General features: G+C 70.2%; 19 protein-coding genes. 4 read left to right on the top strand and 15 right to left on the bottom strand.

Annotated features, from left to right (window positions below; translation table 11 throughout):
• Positions 1 to 13: 13 nt before the first annotated feature.
• The 10 genes from ACQEVG_RS24185 to ACQEVG_RS24140 form a co-directional block, all read right to left on the bottom strand.
• Positions 14 to 412 (bottom strand): cytidine deaminase, encoded by a 399-nt coding sequence (locus ACQEVG_RS24185; protein ID WP_432987347.1) that lies wholly within the window; start codon positions 410 to 412, stop codon positions 14 to 16.
• The gene (locus ACQEVG_RS24180) at positions 409 to 1,698 is read right to left on the bottom strand and encodes an ABC transporter permease (protein ID WP_432987345.1); all 1,290 of its coding nucleotides are present in this window, start codon (positions 1,696 to 1,698) and stop codon (positions 409 to 411) included. Before ACQEVG_RS24180 ends, ACQEVG_RS24185 begins: the two co-directional genes overlap by 4 nt.
• Entirely contained in the window at positions 1,695 to 2,807 is a 1,113-nt protein-coding gene (locus tag ACQEVG_RS24175; protein ID WP_432987343.1) for an ABC transporter permease, read from the bottom strand. Before ACQEVG_RS24175 ends, ACQEVG_RS24180 begins: the two co-directional genes overlap by 4 nt.
• The gene (locus ACQEVG_RS24170) at positions 2,804 to 4,402 is read right to left on the bottom strand and encodes an ABC transporter ATP-binding protein (protein WP_432992850.1); all 1,599 of its coding nucleotides are present in this window, start codon (positions 4,400 to 4,402) and stop codon (positions 2,804 to 2,806) included. The genes ACQEVG_RS24175 and ACQEVG_RS24170 overlap by 4 nt, the downstream gene beginning before the upstream one ends.
• Before the next feature lie 178 nt (positions 4,403 to 4,580).
• Positions 4,581 to 5,621, bottom strand: a complete 1,041-nt coding sequence (locus ACQEVG_RS24165) for a BMP family lipoprotein (RefSeq protein ID WP_432987340.1) — start codon at positions 5,619 to 5,621, stop codon at positions 4,581 to 4,583.
• Positions 5,622 to 5,977: 356 nt separating this feature from the next.
• Complete coding sequence (locus ACQEVG_RS24160) at positions 5,978 to 7,210, bottom strand: amidohydrolase (protein WP_432992847.1); 1,233 nt, start codon at positions 7,208 to 7,210, stop codon at positions 5,978 to 5,980.
• A gap of 183 nt (positions 7,211 to 7,393) precedes the next feature.
• On the bottom strand, positions 7,394 to 8,476 hold the full coding sequence (locus ACQEVG_RS24155; protein ID WP_432987338.1) for a hypothetical protein: 1,083 nt from the start codon (positions 8,474 to 8,476) through the stop codon (positions 7,394 to 7,396).
• A 78-nt stretch (positions 8,477 to 8,554) separates the two neighbouring features.
• A complete protein-coding gene (locus ACQEVG_RS24150) occupies positions 8,555 to 9,478 on the bottom strand; it encodes an N-acetylneuraminate synthase family protein (protein WP_432987336.1) in 924 nt (307 codons plus the stop codon).
• A 13-nt stretch (positions 9,479 to 9,491) separates the two neighbouring features.
• Complete coding sequence (locus ACQEVG_RS24145; protein WP_432987334.1) at positions 9,492 to 10,817, bottom strand: cytidylyltransferase domain-containing protein; 1,326 nt, start codon at positions 10,815 to 10,817, stop codon at positions 9,492 to 9,494.
• Between the two features lie 46 nt (positions 10,818 to 10,863).
• Positions 10,864 to 12,195 (bottom strand): DUF6716 putative glycosyltransferase, encoded by a 1,332-nt coding sequence (locus tag ACQEVG_RS24140; RefSeq protein WP_432987332.1) that lies wholly within the window; start codon positions 12,193 to 12,195, stop codon positions 10,864 to 10,866.
• Positions 12,196 to 12,382: 187 nt separating this feature from the next.
• On the opposite strand from ACQEVG_RS24140, the gene ACQEVG_RS24135 reads away from it, so the two are divergent.
• Positions 12,383 to 13,366, top strand: coding sequence for a glycosyltransferase family 2 protein (locus tag ACQEVG_RS24135; protein WP_432987330.1), 984 nt, complete (start codon positions 12,383 to 12,385; stop codon positions 13,364 to 13,366).
• Positions 13,366 to 14,694: an alpha-2,8-polysialyltransferase family protein gene (locus tag ACQEVG_RS24130; RefSeq protein WP_432987328.1), complete on the top strand. Its 1,329-nt coding sequence runs from the start codon at positions 13,366 to 13,368 to the stop codon at positions 14,692 to 14,694. The genes ACQEVG_RS24135 and ACQEVG_RS24130 overlap by 1 nt, the downstream gene beginning before the upstream one ends.
• Positions 14,695 to 14,800: 106 nt before the next feature.
• On the opposite strand, the gene ACQEVG_RS24125 is transcribed toward ACQEVG_RS24130, so the two are convergent.
• Positions 14,801 to 15,442 (bottom strand): TetR/AcrR family transcriptional regulator C-terminal domain-containing protein, encoded by a 642-nt coding sequence (locus ACQEVG_RS24125; RefSeq protein WP_432987326.1) that lies wholly within the window; start codon positions 15,440 to 15,442, stop codon positions 14,801 to 14,803.
• A gap of 60 nt (positions 15,443 to 15,502) precedes the next feature.
• On the opposite strand from ACQEVG_RS24125, the gene ACQEVG_RS24120 reads away from it, so the two are divergent.
• Positions 15,503 to 16,915 (top strand): FAD-dependent monooxygenase, encoded by a 1,413-nt coding sequence (locus ACQEVG_RS24120; protein ID WP_432987324.1) that lies wholly within the window; start codon positions 15,503 to 15,505, stop codon positions 16,913 to 16,915.
• On the opposite strand, the gene leuE is transcribed toward ACQEVG_RS24120, so the two are convergent.
• Both leuE and ACQEVG_RS24110 read right to left on the bottom strand, forming a co-directional pair.
• Positions 16,902 to 17,555: a leucine efflux protein LeuE gene (gene leuE, locus ACQEVG_RS24115; RefSeq protein WP_432987322.1), complete on the bottom strand. Its 654-nt coding sequence runs from the start codon at positions 17,553 to 17,555 to the stop codon at positions 16,902 to 16,904. The two genes, ACQEVG_RS24120 and leuE, sit on opposite strands and share 14 nt — an antisense overlap.
• Before the next feature lie 63 nt (positions 17,556 to 17,618).
• Positions 17,619 to 19,199 carry an acyl-CoA mutase large subunit family protein gene (locus tag ACQEVG_RS24110; RefSeq protein WP_432987320.1) on the bottom strand — a complete coding sequence of 527 codons (1,581 nt, stop codon included), beginning with the start codon at positions 19,197 to 19,199 and terminating at the stop codon, positions 17,619 to 17,621.
• A gap of 203 nt (positions 19,200 to 19,402) precedes the next feature.
• Here ACQEVG_RS24110 and ACQEVG_RS24105 point away from each other — a divergent pair, with 203 nt between their 5' ends.
• Positions 19,403 to 20,254 carry a L,D-transpeptidase family protein gene (locus ACQEVG_RS24105; protein ID WP_432987318.1) on the top strand — a complete coding sequence of 284 codons (852 nt, stop codon included), beginning with the start codon at positions 19,403 to 19,405 and terminating at the stop codon, positions 20,252 to 20,254.
• A 245-nt stretch (positions 20,255 to 20,499) separates the two neighbouring features.
• Here ACQEVG_RS24105 and ACQEVG_RS24100 read toward each other — a convergent pair whose 3' ends face one another.
• Both ACQEVG_RS24100 and ACQEVG_RS24095 read right to left on the bottom strand, forming a co-directional pair.
• Positions 20,500 to 21,495 (bottom strand): hypothetical protein, encoded by a 996-nt coding sequence (locus ACQEVG_RS24100; RefSeq protein WP_432987316.1) that lies wholly within the window; start codon positions 21,493 to 21,495, stop codon positions 20,500 to 20,502.
• A complete protein-coding gene (locus ACQEVG_RS24095) occupies positions 21,495 to 22,244 on the bottom strand; it encodes an RNA polymerase sigma factor (protein WP_432992844.1) in 750 nt (249 codons plus the stop codon). The genes ACQEVG_RS24100 and ACQEVG_RS24095 overlap by 1 nt, the downstream gene beginning before the upstream one ends.
• Between the last annotated feature and the right edge of the window lie 213 nt (positions 22,245 to 22,457).

Raw genomic sequence — 22,457 nt, 5'->3', positions numbered from 1 at the left:
GAGGGCCGCGGGGCTAGCCCAGATGCCCGGGCCCGAAGGACTGCGGCAGCATCTCGGAGAGCGGGAGCACCCCTTGGGGGGTCTCCAGCAGCAGTTCGGGCCCGCCGAACTCGAACAGCAGCTGACGGCACCGGCCGCACGGGACCAGGACCTCGCCCCGGCCGTCCACACAGGTGAAGTGGGTCAGCCGGCCGCCGCCGGTGGCCTGGAGCTGCGAGACGAGGCCGCACTCCGCGCACAGGCTGAGCCCGTACGAGGCGTTCTCGACGTTGCAGCCGGTCACCGTGCGGCCGTCGTCGACGACCGCCGCGACTCCGACCGGGTAGCCCGAGTAGGGGGCGTACGCGTGCGACATCGCCTCGCGCGCCTGCCTCCGCAGAGCGTCCCAGTCGAAGGTCACGGACGTCGTCACTTGCCCTGACCCTTGCGGTAGCGCATTCCGTCGGCCTTCGGCATCCGCAGCCGCTGCGCGGAGATCGAGAGCACGAGCAGGGTGACGACATACGGCGTCGCGGTCACGAACTCGTTCGGGACGGTGTCCGTGGCGAGGTACCAGACCAGCACCAGCGCGGCGATGACCGCGCTGATCACGGCCGTGACGAAGCTCTTGCGGTAGGCCTTCCACACCGCGAGACCCGCGAGCACGACCACCAGCAGCAGAAGCAGCGCATGGACGGACTCGCCACCGTTGCGCAGCTGGAGCGCGTCGGAGAAGCCGAACAGGCCCGCGCCCATGGCGAGTCCGCCGGGCCGCCAGTTACCGAAGATCATCGCCGCGAGGCCGATGTAACCGCGGCCGCCCGTCTGGCCCTCGTTGTAGATGTGCGAGGTGACGAGCGAGAGGAACGCGCCGCCGAGACCCGCCAGACCGCCGGAGACGATCACCGCGACGTACTTGTACGTGTAGACGTTGACGCCGAGCGACTCCGCCGCGATCGGGTTCTCGCCACAGGAGCGCAGCCGCAGACCGAACGCCGTCTTCCACAGCACCCAGAAGGTCAGCACGAACAGCACCGCCGCCAGGATCGTCAGCAGCGACAGGTTGGTGACCACGCCGCCCAGCACACCTGCCAGGTCCGAGACGAAGAACCAGTGGTGCGCCTCGATCGAATGCAGCCAGTCGGAGATCCCTGGAATCGTCACCGAGGTGATCTCGTCGACCGGCGGGGACTGCTTGGGGCTGCCGCCCCTGGCCGCCGCCTCACCGGTGTTGAACCACAGCTTGGCGAAGTAGGTGGTGACACCGACCGCCAGGATGTTGATCGCGATACCGGAGATGATGTGGTCGACGCCGAAGGTGACGGTGGCGACCGCGTGCAGCAGACCGCCGAACATGCCGCCGAGCACACCGGCGAGTACGCCGAGCCAGGGGCTGGTCTGCCAGCCGGCCCAGGCACCGAAGAAGGTGCCCAGGATCATCATGCCTTCGAGGCCGATGTTGACCACGCCCGCGCGCTCGGCCCACAGACCGCCGAGACCGGCGAGGCCGATCGGCACCGCCATGGCGAGGGCCGCGCTGATCTGACCCGCCGACGTGATGTCCTGGGCGCCGGTGATGGCACGCACCGCGGACAGCGCGAGCAGGGCTCCCGCGATGATCAGCAGAATGACGGGGAGTGAGAGGCGGGTGCGGCCGCCCTTGCCGCCGGCCACCTTGGGGGCCGCGGGCGGCGGGGTGGAAGTCGCCGTGGCGCTCACGCCGACACCTCCTGCTGGTCGGAGTTACGGGCCTGGGCGGCGAGCTTCTCGCCGACCTGCCGCTGCTGGCGCTTGATGCCGTAGCGGCGCACCACTTCGTAGGCGATGACGACACACAGGACGATGACGCCCTGGATGACGCCGACGATCTCCTTGTCGTAGCCCTCGAATTCGAGCTTTCCGGAGCCGCGCTCCAGGAAGGCCCAGAGCACCGCGCCGAGCGCGATGCCGACGGGGTTGTTGCGGCCGAGGAGGGCGATGGCGATGCCGGTGAAGCCGACACCGACCGGGAAGTCACCGCTGTACTCGAAGGAGTCGTTGAGCAGGGTCGGCATACCGATCAGACCGGCCATGGCGCCGGAGATCAGCATCGAGGTGACGACCATCTTCTTCACATCGACGCCGCTGGCCTCGGCCGCGGAGCCGGACTGGCCGACCGTACGGAGGTCGAAGCCGAAGCGGGTGCGCGACAGCGCGAACCAGTACCCGATGCCCGCGACGATCGCGATCACGATGAAGCCCCAGATGGGGGTCGGCGTGGTCGGGAACTCGAAGAAGTGCGAGGACTCGGGGATCGGGGTGGTGGAGATCTTCGTGCCGGCCTCGTCGAGGTGGCCGAGCCGGCCGACCTGGAGGAGGTAGCCGATGATCGCGGTGGCGATCGCGTTCAGCATGATCGTCGAGACGACCTCGCTGACTCCCCGGGTGACCTTGAGAACACCGGCGATACCGGCCCACATCGCGCCGACGATCATCGCGGTGATGATGATCAGCGGGATCTGGACGACGCCCGGGAGGGTGAGCGCGCCGCCGAGCGCGGCGGCGAAGAAGGCCGCGAGCCGGTACTGGCCGTCGACACCGATGTTGAACAGGTTCATCCGGAAGCCGAGGGCGACCGCGAGACCCGCCAGGTAGTACGTGGTGCCCTTGTTCAGGATGTAGACCTGGCTGTCCGACTTCGTGCCGTAGTCGAACATGATGCCGAAGGCGTTGAACGGCTCCTTGCCGGTGGCGGCCAGCACCAGGGCCGTCACCAGGAAGGCGACCACGATCGCGAGCAGGGGCGCGGCAATCCCCAGGAGCACTCGCTCCTTGTCGATCTTCTTCATCGGTCCTCTCCCCCGTCGGGGTCGTTGACGGGGTGGCTGTCGGCGTCGTTGCCCGGCGCTTCGAGGTGGCCGGTGGCGGCACCCGTCATGGCCGAGCCCAGCTCCTCGGGAGTGATGGTGGCAGGGTCGGCGTCGGCGACCAGCTGGCCGCGGTACATGACACGCAGCGTGTCGGAGAGCCCGATCAGCTCGTCCAGGTCCGCGGAGATGAGCAGTACGGCCAGGCCCTCGCGGCGTGCCGCGCGGATCTGGTCCCAGATCTGCGCCTGCGCGCCGACGTCCACACCGCGGGTGGGGTGGGCGGCGATCAGCAGCTTCGGGCTGTGGCTCATCTCGCGGCCGACGATCAGCTTCTGCTGGTTGCCGCCGGAGAGGGAGGCCGCGGTGACCTCGATACCGGGGGTGCGTACGTCGTACTCGCGCACGATCCGCGCGGTGTCGGCGCGGGCGGCCTTGAGGTCGAGGAACGCGCCCTTGCTGTTGGGCTCCTCGGTGACATGGCCGAGGATGCGGTTCTCCCAGAGCGGGGCTTCCAGCAGCAGTCCGTGCCGGTGACGGTCCTCGGGAATGACGGCGACACCGTGCTCGCGGCGCTTGCGCGTCGGCGCGTGCGAGATGTCGTCGCTGTTCAGGGTGAGGACGCCGGTGTCCGGGGTCCGCATGCCCATGATGGCCTCGACCAGTTCGGACTGGCCGTTGCCCTCGACGCCGGCGATGCCGAGCACCTCACCCTTGTGGATGGTGAAGTTGATGCCGTCGAGCACCGCGCGTACGACACCGTCGGGGTCGGTGGCGGTCAGCCGCAGGTCCTCGACCGTGAGCATCGGCGTGTCGGTGACGGTCGACTCACGGGTCTCCGGCGAGGGCAGCTGGCTGCCGACCATCAGCTCGGCGAGCTGCTTGGTGGTGACCGACTTCGGGTCGGCGTCGCCGACCGTGGTGCCGCGGCGGATGACCGTGATCGTGTCGGCGACCGACAGCACCTCACCCAGCTTGTGCGAGATGAAGATGACCGTGAGGCCCTCGGCCTTGAGTCCGCGCAGGTTCTCGAAGAGCGCGTCGACCTCCTGCGGGACGAGCACGGCGGTCGGCTCGTCGAGGATGAGGATGCGGGCGCCGCGGTAGAGGACCTTGAGGATCTCCACACGCTGGCGGTCGGCGACACCGAGGTCCTCGACATAGGCGTCGGGACGGATGTTTAGGCCGTACGCGTCCGAGATCTCCTTGATCTTGGCGCGGGCCTTGTCGCCGATGCCGTGCAGCTTCTCGGAGCCGAGGACGACGTTCTCGAGGACGGTGAGGTAGTCGGCGAGCATGAAGTGCTGGTGCACCATGCCGATGCCGCGGTCGATGGCGTCGCCGGGATCGTGGAACGAGACCTGCTCGCCGTCCACCGCGATGGTGCCCTCGTCCGGCTTCTGCATGCCGTAAAGGATCTTCATCAGAGTGGACTTGCCCGCACCGTTCTCGCCGACGAGGGCGTGCACGGTGCCGCGGCGCACGGTGATGTCGATGTCGTGGTTGGCCACGACCCCGGGGAATCGCTTGGTGATGCCGCGGAGCTCTACGGCATGGGAAGTGCTGGACGCTTTGATGGCGCACTCTCCTAGGCAGGGAGTGGGAGGAGCAGAGGCGGTGGTGGCGAAAAATACCGCGTAGTGGGGGTGCTACGCGCGTAGCGCCGCCAAATTGTTGAAGGGCCGAACCCGCTACGCGGGTCGGGGCCCGGACAAGCGGCCGAAGCAGCTCCTCCGGGCCCCGATCACGGGCCGGTCAGGTCGTGGTCTTGACCTTGATGGTGCCGTCGACGATCTTCTTCTTCGCCTCGTCGAGCTTGGCCTGGATGTCCTTGAGGTGGTCACCCGTGGTGGTCAGGCTGACGCCGTTCTCGGCGAGCGAGTACACGTGCGTGCCGGTGAGCGGCTTGCCGTCCTTGACGGACTTGGCGAGCTCGTAGACACCAGTGTCCACGTTCTTGACGACCGACGTCAGGATCGAGCCGGCGTACTTGGCCAGAGCCGGGTCCTTGGCCTGGTCGGAGTCGACACCGATGGCCCAGGCGCCCTTCTGGGCGGCCACGGCCTCGATCGCACCGGCGCCGGAGCCGCCCGCCGCCGCGTAGATGACGTCGATGCCCTTGTCGAGCATGCCCTTGGCCGCGGCCTTGCCCTTGTCCGGGCTGCCGAAGCCGGAGAGGTCCGAGCCCGTGGTCAGGTACTGGATCTGCACCTTGGCCTTGGGGTTGGTCTCCAGGACGCCCTGCTGGAAGCCGGCCGCGAACTTCTTGATCAGCGGAAGGTCCACACCGCCGATGAAGCCGATCTGACCGTCCTTGGACTTGAGCGCCGCCGCGACACCGGCGAGGTACGAGCCCTGCTCCTCGGTGAAGACGATGTTGTCGACGTTCTTCGCCTCGGCGACGGAGTCGACCAGACCGAAGTTGACCTTCGGGTACTTGGCCGCGACCTTGTCGAGCGCGTCCTTGTAGGCGAAGCCCACGGCGATGACGGGGTTGTAGCCGCCCTCGGCGAGGGAGGCCAGCCGCGCCTCACGGTCGGCCGGGGTCTCACCGTTCTTGGCGGTGAGCTCCTTGGTCTCGGCCTTGAACTCGGCCTTGGCCTTGTCCAGACCGCGGGCCGCGGAGTCGTTGAAGGAGTTGTCGCCACGGCCGCCGACGTCGTAGGCCATGCCGATCTTGAGGGTGCCCTGGGTCGAGCCCGAGGACTCGGTGGACGACTCGCCACACGCGGTGGCGGTGAAAGCGAGGGCCGCGGTGGCGATACACGCGGCAGTGATCTTGGATACCCGGCGCAAGAGGAAGGGTCCCTTCAAGACTGACCGAAAGCGCCTCTTCCGGCGCTGGTTTTGCCGCGATCGTAACGCGCGTAGATGTCAGTTAAAGACCTGTTCATGAGTCGTTATCGGATCGTCGCGAACAGCGAACCCGCCAACTCTTGGCAGACGACTCACAAGCATGCCACCTCAGCCGTGGCAGCTACACGCAGCGACGCGATCAAGCCATTCGGTCACTCGAACGTTGCAGGAGGTGCTGCAAGCCATTGAACACCCGAAAGACCGCCTTCGCAGGCATTGGCATGAGCATTGCGACGATCAAACGAACCGGCCCGCCGAGAACATCGGCGGGCCGCCTCAATGAACGCCGTCGCGGCTCAGGCGCGGCCGTCGAGCAGCGCGGCCGCCGTGAAGAGCTCCACACCGACCGTGATCGCGTGCTCGTCCGCGTCGAAGTCGCCCCGGTGCAGATCACGCCGGGTGGTGTCGCCCGGCGTGCGCACGCCCAGGCGCGCCATCGCGCCCGGGACATGCTCCAGGTACCAGGAGAAGTCCTCGCCGCCCAGGCTCTGTTCGGTGTCCTCGATTGCGTACGATCCCCGGCGCGCGGTCTGCGCGTCGCGCAGCAGCTCGGTGACGACGGGGTCGTTGACCACCGGCGGGACCCCGCGGATGTAGTTGATCTGCGACTTGGCCCGGTACAGGGTGGCGATCTCGTCGATGGCGGCGTGCACCAGATCGGGAGCCGCGCGCCAGCCCGCCAGATCCAGGCAGCGAACGGTTCCGGACAGCTCCGCGTGCTGCGGGATGACATTGCAGGCGTGGCCCGCTTCGATACGGCCCCAGGTCACCGCAAGCCCGGAGCGTGTGTCGACGCGGCGGGCGAGCAGGGCGGGGACCTCGGTGACGACCTTCGCGGCGGCATTCACCATGTCGGTGGTCAGATGCGGGCGGGCGGTGTGACCGCCGGGGCCGTCGAGGGTGACCTCGAGCCGGTCGCAGGCGGAGGTGATGGGGCCGGGGCGCAGCCCGATGACGCCCGCCTCGACCTTGGGGTCGCAGTGCACCGCGATGATCTTGCTCACGCCTTCGAGGACGCCCGACTCGATGGCGTCGAGCGCCCCGCCGGGCAGCACCTCCTCGGCGGGCTGGAAGATCAGCCGGACCGGCTGCGGCAGCAGCCCCTGCCGGTCGAGGTCCGCGAGCACGAGCCCGGCGCCGAGGACCGCGGCGGTGTGCACGTCGTGCCCGCAGGCGTGGGCCCGGTCGGGGACGGTGGAGCGGTAGGGCACCCCGGTCTTGGTGTCCGGGATGGGGAGCGCGTCGATGTCGGCGCGGAGCGCGAAGAAGGGACGGTTCCCGTCCCGGCCGCCGATGTCACACATGAGCCCGGTGCCGGTGGAGAGCACGCGGGGCCTGAGCCCGGCCTGTTCCAGTCGCGCCTTGAGCGCGGCCGTGGTACGGAACTCCTGGTTGCCGAGCTCGGGGTGCATGTGCAAGTCGCGGCGGAAGGTGATCAGTTCGGCGCGCAGCGATTCGGACAGCGTTCCGGGCAGTACTGCTTCCCCGGGCGCTTCACCGGGCAGGTCGGCTTCGGACTCGCGGGACATCAGTTGGTTCACCTGTTGAAGAGTAGGCCCAGAGACCGGCCAACTGACCACTGATCAACAAAAGTTCAGCCCGTTAGGGTAAGGAAAGGTGGCCCCGAGGTGCATGATTGCCCACGCGTGTGGGTAAGCTCACGCCTCTTCTCGACCGTACCTCAACCGGCGGACGGCTGAACGATCACGGTTTCAGGCCGGTGCGGGCAGCCGCTGCACATCCCGGGCGGTCCCTGTCACCCCCGCCAGGAACCCCTGGGCCCGCGGTGACGCAGTGTCCCTGAGCCACTCCGGAGCGATGTCGCAGACCGCGACCCTGATGCCCGTGCCCACCAGGGCGAGCGGCAGGGTGTGCACCACGGTGGAGGGGAAACTGAGGACCGTACCGCCGATCGGGCCACGGCGGGCGATCAGCTCCAGCGGCAGATCCGGGCGGACGATCTCCAGACCGGTCTCGACGGCCAGCCGGTGCAGCTTGTCGGAGCTCTCGCGGCGGTGCGCGAAGTAGCGCGTCGCACCGTGCGTACGGGCCAGCGCGGCGACCGCCTCCACATACTGGTCCGGGTCGACGACCCCCGTCTCCACGAGGGACGTGCCCACCAGGTCGGCACCCCGGGTGATCTTGGGCGGTCCGAAGCGGGAGCGGGTCCAGGCGAACCGGTTCGGTGTGAGCGTCACCCCCGGCGGCGGCTCGACCGGCATCGAGGTGAAGACCTCGACGTCACGGCCGCGGGACGGGGTGAGCCTGCGGCGGGCCAGAAAGGTGACCGGTGCGAGGACGAGCTCGCGCGGGCCGCGCCTGCCGCGCCGGTGCCAGCGCACCAGCTTCTCGCCGCGCGCCAGCTGCGCCACGAATTCCATCGTGGCGGTGCCGTCGTCGACCACGGTCAGATCCTTGCCGCCGAACAGTGTCAGCAGCATCTGTACGTAGCGCGAGAACGGGTCCCCGATCACGATGCGCTCGGCACGGTGCAGCATCGGGGCCAGCTCGCGCACCGTCTTCAGCGGCGCGCCCGCCCCGCCGCGCGCCTCCTGCCAGCGCACCGTGAACCCCTCGTCGCGGGCCAGCTCCGCCATCCGGCGCAGCTGGCCCCGCGACATCGGGTCCGTGGGCGACAGGACGACCACGGTGAGGTCGGCGACCGGGAGCCGCGTGGTCCCGGCCGGGCCCGTCGGCTGCCCGGGGACACCGGCCAGCCGCGCACCCGGCCGGGCGTGGGCCCACTCCAGGACATTCAGAAGCTGGACCGGACTCTCGACGAAAGCGAGATTCACCGTCGTTCACCTCGTGATTCCCGGTTGGCGGGACGACACAGCTCGGCGGCGGGACGACTCGGCGCGGCGTCGGACACGTCAGACCGCGGCCGGCTCACGGTCGCCCGCCTCGGCGACGACGCCCGCGACCCGGCGCAGCTTCCTCATCGGCGCGAGCTCGGACTCGTAGACCTTCTTGACGCCGTCACCGAGCGCGGTCTCGATGGTCCGGATGTCGCGGACCAGTCGCTGCAGCCCGCCCGGCTCGACCGAGGCGGCCTGGTCGGAGCCCCACATCGCGCGGTCGAGCGTGATGTGGCGCTCGACGAACGCGGCGCCGAGCGCGACCGCGGCGAGCGTGGTCTGCAGGCCCGTCTCGTGGCCGCTGTAGCCGATCGGGACGTTCGGGTACTCGGCCTGGAGGGTGTTGATCACGCGGAGGTTGAGCTCCTCGGCCTTCGCCGGGTACGTCGACGTGGCGTGGCAGAGCAGGATGTTGTCACTGCCGAGCACCTCCACCGCGTGCCGGATCTGCCGCGGCGTGGACATGCCGGTGGAGAGGATGACGGTCTTGCCGGTGGCACGCAGGGCGCGCAGCAGCTCGTCGTCGGTGAGCGAGGCGGAGGCGACCTTGTGGGCCGGGACGTCGAACTTCTCCAGGAAGGCGACGGCCTCGGTGTCCCACGGGGACGCGAACCAGTCGATGCCGCGCTTCTTGCAGTGCGCGTCGATCTGGCGGTACTCGTCCTCGCCGAACTCCACCCGGTGGCGGTAGTCGATGTACGTCATCCGGCCCCAGGGGGTGTCGCGCTCGATGTCCCACTGGTCGCGCGGCGTGCAGATCTCGGGGGTGCGCTTTTGGAACTTGACCGCGTCGCAGCCCGCGTCGGCGGCGGCGTCGATGAGCGCAAAGGCGTTGTGCAGGTCGCCGTTGTGGTTGATGCCGATCTCGCCGGTGACGTACACGGAGTTACCGGGGCCCGCGGTCTTGGTGCCGAGGGTGCGCAGACGGGACGTGCTCATGGGGGGAAGTTCCTTACTTTTCAGGGGAGTTGTGGGACGAGGCAGGGGTGTGGTGGGTGTTGGCGGGGGCGGTGACGGCAGGGGCCGTGTCGGCACCGACGTGGAGCGTCGGGCCGAGGAGCCAGGCGGCGATCTCGCGGATCGCCCCCTCGCCGCCGCGCGCGGTGGTGAGCGCGCGCGCGGCGGCACGTACGGAGCCGTGCGCACTCGCGACGGCCACGGGCCAGCCGGCGAGGTGGAAGCACGGAAGGTCGTTGACGTCGTTGCCGACGTAGAGCACCCGCTCCGGCGCGATCCCGTTCTCCTCGCACCACTGCTTCAGTGCGAGGTCCTTGCGGTCGATGCCGTGCAGGACGGGGATCCTGAGTTTGCGGGCGCGGGCGGCGACGACCGGGTTCTGCTCGGTGGACAGGATGAGCAGCTCCAGGCCGGCCCTGCGAAGGTGCGCGACGCCGAGGCCGTCGCCGCGGTGCACGGCGACGGTCTCGCGGCCGTCCGCGTCGATGTACACGCGGTCGTCGGTCTGCGTGCCGTCGAAGTCCAGGACGACGGCGTCGACGTCCTCGCGCGTGGGCAGCTCGGGGGTGTCGAGCAGCGGTGCGAGCGCGCGCGCCCGGTCGAGGTCGTGCGGGTCGTCGACCTCCAGGACGCGCGCCGGGTCGGTGCGTACCAGCGCGGTGCGGCCGAAGAAGCGGTGCCCGGCGTCCCGGAAACCGGTGGCGGACATCGCGTACGCGGCCCCGGTCTCCAGGAAGTCCTGCGGCCGGTCCTGGCGGCGCGGCCGGAAGGACGCGTCGTGGTTGACGCCGTACCCCGAGGCCTTGACTGCCTCGACGAGCAGCGCCGTGGAGCCGGCGACACGCTGGGCGCCGACGGTCCCCGCGGAGCCGACGTCGCCGTCCTCCTCGCGCCAGACGAAGCCGTGGAAGGGCGCGACGGTCACCGCGCTGTCCGCGCCGCCCTCGATGACCGCGGACGCCACGCCCTCGACGTCCTCGCACGACAGGAACGGGCTGGTGCACTGGACGAGCAGGACCACGTCCACGGGCCTGCCGTGCATCGCCTCGTGCGCGTCCATCGCGTGCAGCACCGCGGCCTCGCTGGTGGCGGTGTCCCCCGCGATCGCCGCGGGGCGCAGCACCACTTCGGCACCGGCGCTGCGTGCGGCGGCCGCGATGTCCGGGTCGTCCGTGGAGACCACGACGCTCGTGACCAGGCGGGCGGCAAGGCTCTCGCGCACGGCGCGCGCCACGAGCGGCACGCCGCCCACGGGGGCCAGGTTCTTGGCCGGTACGCCCTTGGAGCCGCCACGGGCGGGGATCACGGCGAGGACGGTCATCGGTGCTCCTGAGTACGGGAGTTGATCACAGGCGTGCGGTGGGGGCTCACAGCTCGCCCAGCCGGCGGATGAGGGGGGCGACGCGCTGCACGCCGTGGCGGTACGCGCCGCGTGCCGCGTTCCGTACGGCGTCGCGCACCACCCGCCGTACGCCGCTGATCTCGGCCGTGGCAGCCGCGCCCGGCAGCGGGGTGCCGTCGGGGGCCAGGTGGTGGCGGGCGAGGATGCCGGGCAGATAGCCGGGCGCTGTCGCGGGCGTGTAGTACGGAGCGAGCGGTGGGAGTTCGGGGCGTTCCAGCAGCTCGGCGACGCGCTTGCGGGCCGCGTCGAAGGCCGTGTCGTACGCACCGTCGGCGGCGACGCCCTGCCGCGCCAGCCAGTCCGGGTCGGGGGCCGGACGGTGGCCGCCGTCGAGCCGGTCCCAGGAGGTGAGCAGCCCGGAGCCGAGGAAGTGGTGGTTGCCGAGCGCCTCACGCACACCCAGGTCGGTGAGGAGCGCGGTGGGGATGCCGCGGTGCAGGGACTCCAGCGCGGCCGTCGAGGAGAGAGTCACCAGCAGGTCGGTGCCGTCGAGGACCTCGCCCATGTGCCCGTACACCAGGCGGAAGTTGGGCGGCAGTCCGCCGGGCAGCCTGTCGGCGAGCTTCTGGTACGGCAGTTCTTCGAGGTGCGTGGTGTGCTCGCCGGGCTTGGAGCGCAGCTTCAGCAGCACCTCGCGGTGCGGGTGGAGTCTTGCGTGCTCGACCAGTCGGCGCAGCAGATAGGTGCGGTCGGCGCGGGACTCGGGCACGGAGGGCTGGGCCGCGAAGACGACGGTGTCGCGGTCCTCCTCGGCCCGGTAGGGCGCGCCGCCGAGGAAAGGCAGCGCGGCCTCGGTGACACACGAGGCGTCGGCGCCCACGCCCTCGTACACCGCGCGGAAACGGTCCGCGTCGTGCCGGGAGTTGGCGAGTACGACGTCCGCGCCGTGCCGCAGCAGCAGTCCGTCGGCGAGCTTCTCGTAGACGACGCCGACATAGCCGGTGACGACGACGGGCCGCCGCGGCAGCGGCAGGGCGCCGAGTCCGTGCAGCATGGCCTGGACGGTGCCGCCGACGAGCGCGAGGACGATCACGTCGTACGGCTCGTCCGCGTCCCGTATCGTCCCCAGGAACTCGTTCCCGGTCACCTCGCGCAGCTCGTCGGCGCTCACGCCCACCTCGGCGAGCTGGCGGGCCGTGGGAGTGGCTCGGCCGCGCAGCAGAAAGCCGCTCAGCTCGATGGAATCCGGGGCATCGCCCGGGGCGATACGACGCGCGGTGAGCGCGCCCCATTTCCACCGGGTGTCGGAGTCGGCGAGTACGGCGATCCGTACGGCCTCACTGGTACTTGATGGCACGCCGAGGACGTTAGAAAGGCATGTGGTTTGACGGCCCAACTCGACTACAACAGCTGGTTAACAGCGTGTCTACGATTGGCGAAAAGGGCCATGAATCAAACCGATTAACAAGTCCGTCGCTTTCTGTTCACCCGCCATCTCTCTCAGGGTCAGGACGAATGCCGGGCACCGCCCTAACCTCACGCGGGTGGTTAAGCTCTCCGTCATCGTGCCGTTCTACAACGTGCAGACATATGCCCCCGACACCCTCAGAAGTCTCCAGGCGAACGCCCGCGAGGACTTCGAATTCCTGCTCGTCGACGACTGTTCGACGGACGGGACACCGGAGATCCTGGAGTGCGCGGAGCGTGAGGTTCCGGGAGCCCGGCTGATCAGACATGAACAGAACGGCGGGCTCGCCACCGCGCGGAACACCGGTCTGGACGCCGCGAGCGGGGAGTACCTCACCTTCCTGGACGGCGACGACTGGCTGGCGGCCGGCCACTACGAACGGCTGCTCGCCGCCATCGAGGCACTGGGCTGCGACTTCGTCCGCACCGACCATGTGCAGTGCACGGCCAGGGCCCGTACGGTCCACCGCGTCCCGGTCGGGCGGCGCGGCGAGGTGCTGCGGCCGCGCGACGCGATCCTGCCCGCCGACCGCTCGACGAGCGTCGACTACCCGATGGCCTGGGCGGGGATGTACCACCGGCGGCTCGCGGAGCGCGGGCTGCTGCACTTCTCGGACGGGCTGCGCACCGCCGAGGACCGGCCGTGGATCTGGCGGCTGCACCGCGAGGCAAAGTCCTTCGCCGCCATCAGCGAGTTGGGGATCTTCTACCGACGCGGGATCGCATCATCCCTGACACAAATCGGTGACATTCGTCAGCTGGATTTCATCCGCGCATTCGACCAGGTGCTCGAAGAAACGGCAAAGGATCCGGATTCCGATCGGCTGCTGCCAAAAGCCGTACGGACGTACTGTGCTGTTATTTCCCACCACTTGGGATCAGTAGAGAGGTTCGAACCCGCAGTGGCCCGGAAATTGCGTGCGATGAGCGCGGCGGCGCTGAAGCGGATGCCGCAGGACATTCTCAAGGACGCGCTCGGCTCGATGGACATCGAACGCGCGTCGAAGCTGCGCAGGCTGCGCCGCCGGCCCGCCCCACTCTCCGCGGAGGCCGCGGCCTGATGCGCACGACCCAGATCTTCTACGCATCCTCGCTGTACGGGGCCGCCACGCTGGCCGCGGCGATCGACAGCGGCGCCTTCCAGACCGCCGACCGACGGCTGCTCCTGGTCGCCAACAACTCCACCACGCCCGAGACGTCGCCCTCGCTGGACCGTATGCCGGGCTTCGAGCGGCTGCGCGGCCGCTTCGACGGGGTGCTCTCCTGGAACGAGACCATCGCGCCCTTCCATCCGGGCGGCTGGTCCCCGCGCCCGGACGACGTCCCGCTGTGGGAGCGGTATCTGCGGATGCTGTGGGACCTGGGCGACGACCGGATCGAGCTGGCCGTCGAGTCCATCCAGGTCACCCCGGCGCTCTCGATCGCGCAGCTCTTCCCGGACGCCGCACTGGATGTGTACGCGGACGGCCTCATGAGCTACGGCCCCACCCGCAACAAGATCGACCCGCTGGTCGGCGAGCGGGTGCGCAGGCTCTTCCACCTGGATCTGGTGCCGGGCCTGAAGCCGCTGCTGCTCGCGGAGTTCGAGGCGGAGCCGCAGGTCGTGCCGACGGAGGCCTTCGTCAAGGTCATCGCCGAACTCTCCGACGCCGTGACGGATCCTGCGCCCGTGGGAGAGGGCGCGGAGGAGGGCGCGGCGCTGCTGCTCGGCCAGTACCTCGCGGCGCTGGGCATCATCACGCCCGAGGAGGAAGAGGCCCTGCACATCCGGATGGTGCGCGGCGCGGTCGCGCTCGGCCACCGCCGGATTGTATTCAAGCCGCACCCGACGGCTCCGGCGTCCTGGACGCGCACCCTGGAGCGCGAGGCGGCGGCGCTCGATGCCGAACTGACGGTCCTGGACCGCCCGTTGATCGCGGAAGTGGTCTACCGCCGGCTGCGGCCCGCCCTGGTGGCGGGCTGTTTCTCGACCGCGTTGTGCACGGCGAGCACGTTCTACGGCATCCCGGTCGCCCGGATCGGCACCGAGCCGCTGCTCGACCGGCTGACGCCGTACCAGAACAGCAACCGGATCCCGCTGACGATCGTCGACGCGCTGCTGCCGGACCTGGCGGAGGGGGAGGCGGGGGCGCCCGGGGAGGCGGACGAGACGCTGAGGGGCCTGGTCGGCGCGGTCGGCTTCGCGATGCAGCCACAGATCAGGCCGGATCTGCGGCCGGCGGCGGAGAGCTATCTCGGCGCCCATCTGAACGCCCGCACCCGGCGCTACTTCAAGCGCCGCCGGCTGACGGTGCTGGGGCTACCGGGCGGGATCCCGGTCCCGCGCAACGCGACGGCGCGGCGGCTGGTCCGCCAAGCGCGCCGCGTTGCGCGGGTAGTCCGGGGCTGAACGTGTTTTCGGGGGCTCCGCCCCGCACCCCCGGCGCGCCGCGAAGCCGGTGTGCGGGGGTACGGGGGCTTGCCCCCAGTTCCGGGAAGGGACGGGTAGGGGAAACTCACGCGCCCCGGAACACCACACCCACCCCCGCCACCACCGCCGCCAACCCCGCCTCGAACCCCTCCTCCTGCCGCCCAAAGAGCTCCTCCCCCGCCGCCGCGACCAGCGGATACGCCGCCAGTCGCTCCGCGCGGGCCGCCAGGTCGAACCCCGCACCCGTCGCCGGGTCCGGCCCCATCGCCTGCTCCTCGATCACGTAGCCGATCGTGTAGCTGTACGCCGTGAACCACGCGCGCGCCGCCCCGGCCGCCGTGAAGCCCGCCTCGGTGAGCAGCCGCAGATGCGCCTCCATCGCGGCCGCGTAGCTCGTGTCGGTGTAGTGCGTGCCGCTGTAGACCTTCGCGCCGTCCCGGTACCGCAGCAGATGCTCCCGCAGCCCCCGCATCGCCGCTGTCAGCGCCTCGGCCCAGTCCGCCGGCGGCCCCGACGGCGTCATGTCCGCCGTCATCCGCCGCACCATCTCCGTGGCCATCTCGTCGAGCAGCGCCTGCTTGTCCTTGAAGTGCCAGTACAGCGCCGGGGCCTTGACGTCGAGTTCCTTGGCGATGGCGCGCAATGTCAGCCCTTCGAGGCCCACTTCGTTGAGCAGGCGCAGGGCGGTGCGCGCCACCCGGGTCCGGTCGAGTCGTTCCGTAGCCACGTGGCCAACCTACCCGCACCCCCTTGACAACTTAACAGCGTTAAGTGCACCCTCTGAGGCATGGAACTTAACAACGTTAAGGAAATCGGGGTACTGGTCGTCGGCGCCGGACCCACCGGTCTCGCCCTCGCCTGCGATCTCGCCCGCCGCGGCGTGCGCACCCTCGTCGTCGAGCGGTCGGACACCCTTTTCCCCGGCTCCCGCGGCAAGGGCATCCAGCCGCGCACCCTGGAGGTACTCCACGACCTCGGCGTGCTGGACGCGGTGCTCGTCGCCGGCGGCACGGCCCCGGTCGGCATGGTCTGGCAGCACGGCGTCCGGCAGGGCGAGCACGACATGTTCGACCGCCCCGGGCCGACGGAGACGGAGCCCTACGGCGAGCCCTGGCTGCTCCCCCAGTGGCGCACCCAGCAGATCCTGCACCAGCGCCTGACCGAGCTCGGTGGGAGCGTCGCCTTCGGCACGGCCCTGACCGGGATCACCCAGGACGCCGACGCGGTGACCGCCGAACTGTCGACCGGTACCGTCCGCGCCGCGTTCGCGGTCGCGGCCGACGGCGGCCGCAGCACGGTCCGCCGGGCCCTCGGTATCGCGATGACCGGGGAGAGCGTCGACCCGGCCCCGATGCTGGTGGCCGATGTCCGCATCCCCGCGCTCGACCGGCTCAACTGGCACATCTTCCCCGGCGACGGCGGCACCGGCCATCTCGCCGTCTGCCCGCTGCCCGGCACCGACGACTTCCAGGTCATCGGCCAGTTCACCCAGGGCGAGCCCGACATCTCGGCCGAGGGCGTACGGGAGCTGATCGCCGCCCGCACCCACCTCGCCGCCCACGACGTCACCGACGTGCTGTGGGCCTCCGACTTCCGGCCCCGCGCCGCCATGGCCGACCGCTTCCGCGAAGGACGCGTCTTCCTCGCGGGCGACGCCGCCCATGTCCACTCACCCGCGGGCGGGCAGGGCCTCAACACCAGCGTCCAGGACGCCTACAACCTCGGCTGGAAGCTCGGCCAGGTGCTGCGCCACGGCGCGCCCGACTCGCTGCTCGACACGTACGAGGAGGAGCGGCTGCCCGTCGCCGCACAGATGCTCGGCCTGTCGACGCGTATCCACCGCGGCCAGGAGCAGCGCGGCGCGGCCACCCGGCAGCTGGGCCTCGGTTACCGCGGCGGCCCGCTCTCCGACGGCTCCGCGGGCGCCCTTCAGGCGGGCGACCGCGCCCCCGACGGCCCGCTGCCCGGCGGACGGCGGCTCTTCGACCTCTTCCGCGGCCCGCACTTCACCCTGCTCGCGGTGGGTACGGACGCCGAACTGCCGCCGTTGGAGGGTGAGTGGGTACACGTACACCGCATCGACGCGTACGAGCCGTACGGCAAGGGGCTCTTCCTCGTCAGGCCCGACGGGTATGTCGGCTGGGCTGGCGAGGACGCGAGGGGCCTGACCGGCTATCTGAAGCGCGTCAGGTGCTGCTGAGCGACAGCTTCACCGCGAAGCCGAGGAACAGCGCGCCGGCCGCCGACGTCGCACCCGCCGACAGCCGCTTGCGACGGCGGAAGGCGGCGGCCAGATGGGTGCCGGTGAATATCAGCAGCGTCAGATAGAGGAAGCTGGCCAGCTGCGCGAGCGCGCCGAGGACCACGAACGACAGCGCCGGGTAGGCGTACCCGGGGTCGACGAACTGCACGAAGAAGGCGATGAAGAAGAGGATCGCCTTCGGGTTGAAGAGGCTGATCACAAACGCCCGCCGGAACGGCCGCTCGGCGCCGGACGCGTCCGGCGCGGCCGGCTGCTCGGCCGTCACCTCACGGCGGGTGCGCCACATCGACCGGGCCGCGCGCAGCATCCCGACCGCCAGCCAGGTCAGATAGCCGGCGCCGGCGAACTTCACTATCCCGAAGAGCACGGCATTGGCCTGGAGCAGCGAGGCAACGCCCGCGGCCGACAGCACCATCAGCACGGTGTCGCCGCACCACACACCGGCGGCGGCGTTGTAGCCCGTGCGCACACCGCGGCGGGCCGCGACCGAGAGCACATAGAGCGAGTTCGGTCCCGGCAGCAGAACGATAAGGACAAGGCCGGCGAGGTAGGTCGGCAGATCGGTGACACCCAGCATGAGGCGGAGTGTCGCACATGGGTACGACACTCCGCCTTTGCGTTCCGGATGACGGAAGACCGCTCAGAAGGCGTCGGTCGGGACGTAGGTGCCCCACACCGCGCGCAGCGCATTGCACACCTCGCCCACGGTCGCCCGCGCCTTCAGTGCGTCCTTCATCGGGTAGAGGACGTTGTCCGTGCCCTCCGCGGCCTTCTGCAGTGCCGCCAGCGCCGCGTCAACGGCTGACTGGTCGCGCTCGGCCCGCAGCTTCGCCAGCCGCTCCGCCTGCTGCGCCTCGATCGCCGGGTCGACCCGCAGCGGCTCGTACGGCTCCTCGACGTCCAGCGTGAAGCGGTTGACGCCGACGACGACCCGCTCGCCCGAGTCCGTCTGCTGCGCGATCAGGTACGCGCTGCGCTCGATCTCGTTCTTCTGGAAGCCGTGCTCGATCGCGCTGACCGCGCCGCCCAGGTCCTCGACCCGCTGCATCAGCGCCAGCGCCGCCGCCTCCACCTCGTCCGTCATCTTCTCCACGACGTAACTGCCCGCGAAGGGGTCGACGGTCGCGGTGACATCGGTCTCGTACGCGAGGACCTGCTGGGTCCGCAGGGCGAGCCGGGCCGACTTGTCCGTCGGGAGCGCGATCGCCTCGTCGAAGGAGTTGGTGTGCAGCGACTGGGTGCCGCCGAGGACCGCCGCGAGGCCCTGCACCGCGACACGCACCAGATTCACCTCGGGCTGCTGCGCGGTCAGTTGCACACCCGCGGTCTGGGTGTGGAAGCGCAGCATGAGCGACTTGGGGTTCTTGGCGCCGAACTCCTCCTTCATCACCCGCGCCCAGATCCGGCGCGCGGCACGGAACTTGGCGACCTCCTCCAGGATCGTCGTACGGGCGACGAAGAAGAAGGAGAGCCGCGGCGCGAAGTCGTCGACGTCCATGCCGGCGGCGACGGCGGTGCGGACGTACTCGATCCCGTCCGCGAGCGTGAAGGCGATCTCCTGCGCGGGCGAGGCCCCGGCCTCCGCCATGTGGTAGCCGGAGATCGAGATGGTGTTCCACTTCGGGATCTCGGCCTTGCAGTACTTGAAGATGTCGGCGATCAGCCGCAGCGAGGGCTTGGGCGGGAAGATGTAGGTGCCGCGGGCGATGTACTCCTTGAGCACATCGTTCTGGATGGTGCCGGTGAGCTGGTCGGCCGGGACGCCCTGCTCCTCGCCGACGAGCTGGTAGAGCAGCAGGAGCAGCGCGGCCGGGGCGTTGATGGTCATCGACGTGGAGACCTTGTCCAGCGGGATCCCGTCGAACAGCACCCGCATGTCGTCGAGCGAGTCGATGGCGACGCCGACCTTGCCGACCTCGCCGTGTGCGATGGGCGCGTCCGAGTCGTGGCCCATCTGGGTCGGCAGGTCGAAGGCGACGGACAGGCCCATGGTGCCGTGGGCGATGAGGTCCTGGTAGCGGGCGTTGGACTCGACGGCGGTGCCGAAGCCCGCGTACTGGCGCATGGTCCAGGGGCGGCCCGTGTACATGCTCGGGTAGACGCCGCGGGTGAAGGGGTACGAGCCGGGCTCGCCCAGCTTCTCGGCCGGTTCCCACCCATCCAGTGCGTCGGGTCCGTAGACCGGTTCGATGGGCAGTCCCGACTCGGACTCGCGCGCCATGTCTGTGCCTCCCGCTGAAGCCGTTCGTGAAGCTACTCGTTGGTAACTGACCCTCGCCCCGGACTGTAGCGGCGGGCCTTCGACGGTTGGAGGGCCGTGTGCTGGGACGTTCCTCACAGCCTCTTCCCCATCATGCGCGGGATTGCGCAACCGGGCAGAGCGGAAATCTGTCTCTTGAGGCACAAGGGATACAGGGGGGCGACATGCTTCGGAAAAACGTCATACGCAGAGCAATGGCCGCGGCCGCCGTGGTGGCCGTGGCCTCCGGTTGTACGGCGCAGGCCGCGACCGGCCGGCCGGTGGCCGACGCCAAGCCCGGCAGCTCGGCGACCGCACCGGAAGCCGCACAGACGCCGTCGGCGTCCGACGGCGCGTCCCCGACGGGCAGGCCGAGCGAGCAGGCGAGCGAGACCGCGAAGCCCGAGGTGCTGATGGCCGGCGGCTCAAAGGGTCAGCAGGTGCGCGAACTTCAGGCCAGGCTGGCCCAGATCGGCTGGTTCGACGACCGGCCGACCGGCACCTACGGTCCGGTCACAGTCGCCTCGGTCAAGGGCTTCCAGGGCAAGCGCGGGCTGCCCCCCACCGGCGACACGGACACCGTGACCTGGCAGAAGCTGCTCGGTATGACGAAGCAGCCGACGCGCGACGAGCTGGACGGCAAGGCCGTCAACAAGCCGTCGGCGAAGCTCGACCCGCGCTGCAAGACCGGCCGGGTGCTCTGCATCAGCAAGACCACCCGCACGCTCTCATGGGTGATCGACGGCCATGTGCAGTCGACGATGGACGTGCGCTTCGGCTCGCAGTACACGCCCACCCGTGAGGGAACCTTCAGCGTGTTCAGCAAGTCCAGGGACCATGTCTCGACGATCTACCACACGTCCATGCCGTACGCGATGTTCTTCAGCGGCGGCCAGGCGGTGCACTACTCCTCGGACTTCGCGGCCCGCGGCTACAACGGCGCTTCCCACGGCTGTGTCAATGTCCGGGACAAGGGGAAGATCGCCTCGCTCTTCGCGCAGGTCCACAACGGCGACAAGGTCGTCATCTACTGGTGAGTGACCGGGGTGATCCACGGTGAGCGACCGGCGAGATCTGCCGGCGCGCGACCTGGGAGGGAGCGGCGCGGGCGGGACCGGGGGAACGTGTCCCGCCCGCGCCATTTGCGCCCAGCCGTAGGTACGGGGGGAACCCCGGCTTCTGGCGCAGCCGATGACCAGTCGGCTCACTCTTTACTGCGCCGTAGGCTCAAAAAACGTCACACCTGGCCGACCGAAATTCGTCACTGTCGAGAAACCACAGGTCAGAGCGCGCGCAGCGCTGGGCTCAGCGAGGGCCGGGGAGCATTTTCGGACGGCAGCGGCGCGGGCTCCGCGGGCAGCTGCGACCAGGAGACCGGCGGCAGGGAAGCGCCGCCCGCGGTGCCGACGGAACCGGGGAGCCGCCCGGCACCACCGTCCCCGTCGCCGCCGTCGCCGTCGTCGCCGTCACCACTGCCGCCGCTGTCGTTGTCGTCCTTGTCGCCCCCGGACTCGCCGTCGAGCAGCCGGTCACAGAAGTGCTCGACCCGGCCGGGCCCCTTGGCCAGCGCCTCCAGGTCCCGCATGCGCTCCGGGCTGATGCGGCCGCTGCGGTAGTCGCGGCATGCCTCGACCGTCTTGCGGCGCAGCTTGGCCTTCCGCTTCTTGTCCGTGTCGCCCTGCTTGCCGAAATCGCCGCCCTCGGGACCGCTCGTCGGCTCCGGACTCCGGCTGCCGCCGGTGCTCTGCGACGGCGACGCCGGCGTGCTGGGCGAACCCGGCGCCTGTGGCGGCGTGAGGGTTCCATCGCTGGGAAGGTCGGAGGCCAGCGGCTGCGGGGTCGCGGCGGCCGAGACGGTCGACGCGGGTAGAGGACCGTCAAAAGGACTGGGCAACAGGCCCGTGCCCGCCGCCACGGCGACACCGCCGAGCGCGCATCCTGCCACCGCCGCGACCAGCCCGAAGCGCACCGGGCGGCCCAGGCGCATACCGAACGCGGGACGCGTGGGACGAGCCAGCCGCACCGTGCCGAGGGTGTCGCCGGCGGGTGCCGCGGCATCCGCCCTGGCCTTGCGGAAAGCGGCCAACGCGGCCGCCTCACCGGGCATTTCGTCCTCGTCGGCGTAGGCGTGAGTGCCGCCCCTGTTGGTGTCGTACAGGGCACGGGAAAGTCGTGCGGCCTGAGCGCGTGCGTGTTCGTCGGCGGCCTCGACCGGGTCACCGCGCAGCAGCCGCTCCGCCGCTTCCTTGTCAAGCCACTCGTACCGCTCGTCGGCCATCACATGTCCTTCTGCGTCCGCAGGCGTGAATGCGTCACACCAGCGGGAGCCGTCACGCCCGGCCGTGGGCCACGCTGCGGCGGTACGCCATTCAGATCCACGCCGCGCTCGGCGGGCTCTGTGCCGGGGTTGTCCTGGTTGGAGCCGTCCGCCCCGTACGCCCCATCAGCACCGTCCGTACCGTCCGCTCCGTACGGGCCGTCCGCGCCCAGCAGCTCGGCCAGCCGCTTCAGTCCGCGGTGCGCGGCCGTCCGTACCGCGCCGGGCCGCTTGCCCAGAGTCTTGGCCGCGCTCTTCGCGTCGAGGCCGACCACAACACGAAGCACGACGGCCTCGGCCTGGTCCTGCGGCAGCTGGGCGATGAGCGCCATGGTGTTGCCGGTGGCGAGGGCCTCCATGGCCTCGTCCGCGGTGTCCGACTCGGCGGGCTTGCCGGTGAGCTCGGTCTCGTCGCCGCCGACGGCGGGGCGGCGGCCCCGCATGCGGATGTGGTCGAGGGCGCGGTTGCGGGCGATCCGTGCGGCCCAGCCGCGGAAGCGGTCCGCGTCGCCGCTGAACCGGTCGAGGTCACGCGCTATCTGCAGCCAGGCCTCGGACGCGACGTCCTCGGCGTCCGGCTCGCCCACCAGAGTGCGTACATAGCCGAGCAGCCGCGGGTGCACGGCGCGGTACACAGAACGGAAGGCACTCTCGTCCCCGTCCTGCGCCGCGAGCACCGCGGCGGTCAGCTCCGCGTCGTCCCCCAGCACTCCCTCAACCTGTCCCAAATAGCAGCTGGTCACCACTGCGCCACCCTGCGCGAATCAGCACGCTACGTCCTCCCGTGGGGCCGCGTCCACAATTTGTACAACCCGCAACAACACACGGACGCAGCGGGGTGTGACAGAAAAGGCACGCCAGGCGCTGAGAGAAGTACGGGGCCGCTCCGCGGCCGCGGCGAACGACGACCGGGGCCTCTCCTG

Origin of the sequence: Streptomyces sp. CA-135486 (assembly GCF_050936555.1) — a bacterium.
In the GTDB taxonomy this organism is placed as follows: domain Bacteria; phylum Actinomycetota; class Actinomycetes; order Streptomycetales; family Streptomycetaceae; genus Streptomyces.
This window is presented reverse-complemented; position numbering and strand designations above follow the sequence as displayed.

Bases quoted from the DNA above. Each gene is read 5' to 3' on its own strand.
- ACQEVG_RS24175 (WP_432987343.1), bottom strand. From the start codon at position 2,807: ATGAAGAAGATCGACAAGGAGCGAGTGCTCCTGGGGATTGCCGCGCCC.
- ACQEVG_RS24160 (WP_432992847.1), bottom strand. From the start codon at position 7,210: ATGTCCCGCGAGTCCGAAGCCGACCTGCCCGGTGAAGCGCCCGGGGAA.
- ACQEVG_RS24150 (WP_432987336.1), bottom strand. From the start codon at position 9,478: ATGAGCACGTCCCGTCTGCGCACCCTCGGCACCAAGACCGCGGGCCCC.
- ACQEVG_RS24145 (WP_432987334.1), bottom strand. From the start codon at position 10,817: ATGACCGTCCTCGCCGTGATCCCCGCCCGTGGCGGCTCCAAGGGCGTA.
- ACQEVG_RS24130 (WP_432987328.1), top strand. From the start codon at position 13,366: ATGCGCACGACCCAGATCTTCTACGCATCCTCGCTGTACGGGGCCGCC.
- ACQEVG_RS24120 (WP_432987324.1), top strand. From the start codon at position 15,503: ATGGAACTTAACAACGTTAAGGAAATCGGGGTACTGGTCGTCGGCGCC.
- leuE (WP_432987322.1), bottom strand. From the start codon at position 17,555: ATGCTGGGTGTCACCGATCTGCCGACCTACCTCGCCGGCCTTGTCCTT.
- ACQEVG_RS24110 (WP_432987320.1), bottom strand. From the start codon at position 19,199: ATGGCGCGCGAGTCCGAGTCGGGACTGCCCATCGAACCGGTCTACGGA.
- ACQEVG_RS24105 (WP_432987318.1), top strand. From the start codon at position 19,403: ATGCTTCGGAAAAACGTCATACGCAGAGCAATGGCCGCGGCCGCCGTG.
- ACQEVG_RS24100 (WP_432987316.1), bottom strand. From the start codon at position 21,495: ATGGCCGACGAGCGGTACGAGTGGCTTGACAAGGAAGCGGCGGAGCGG.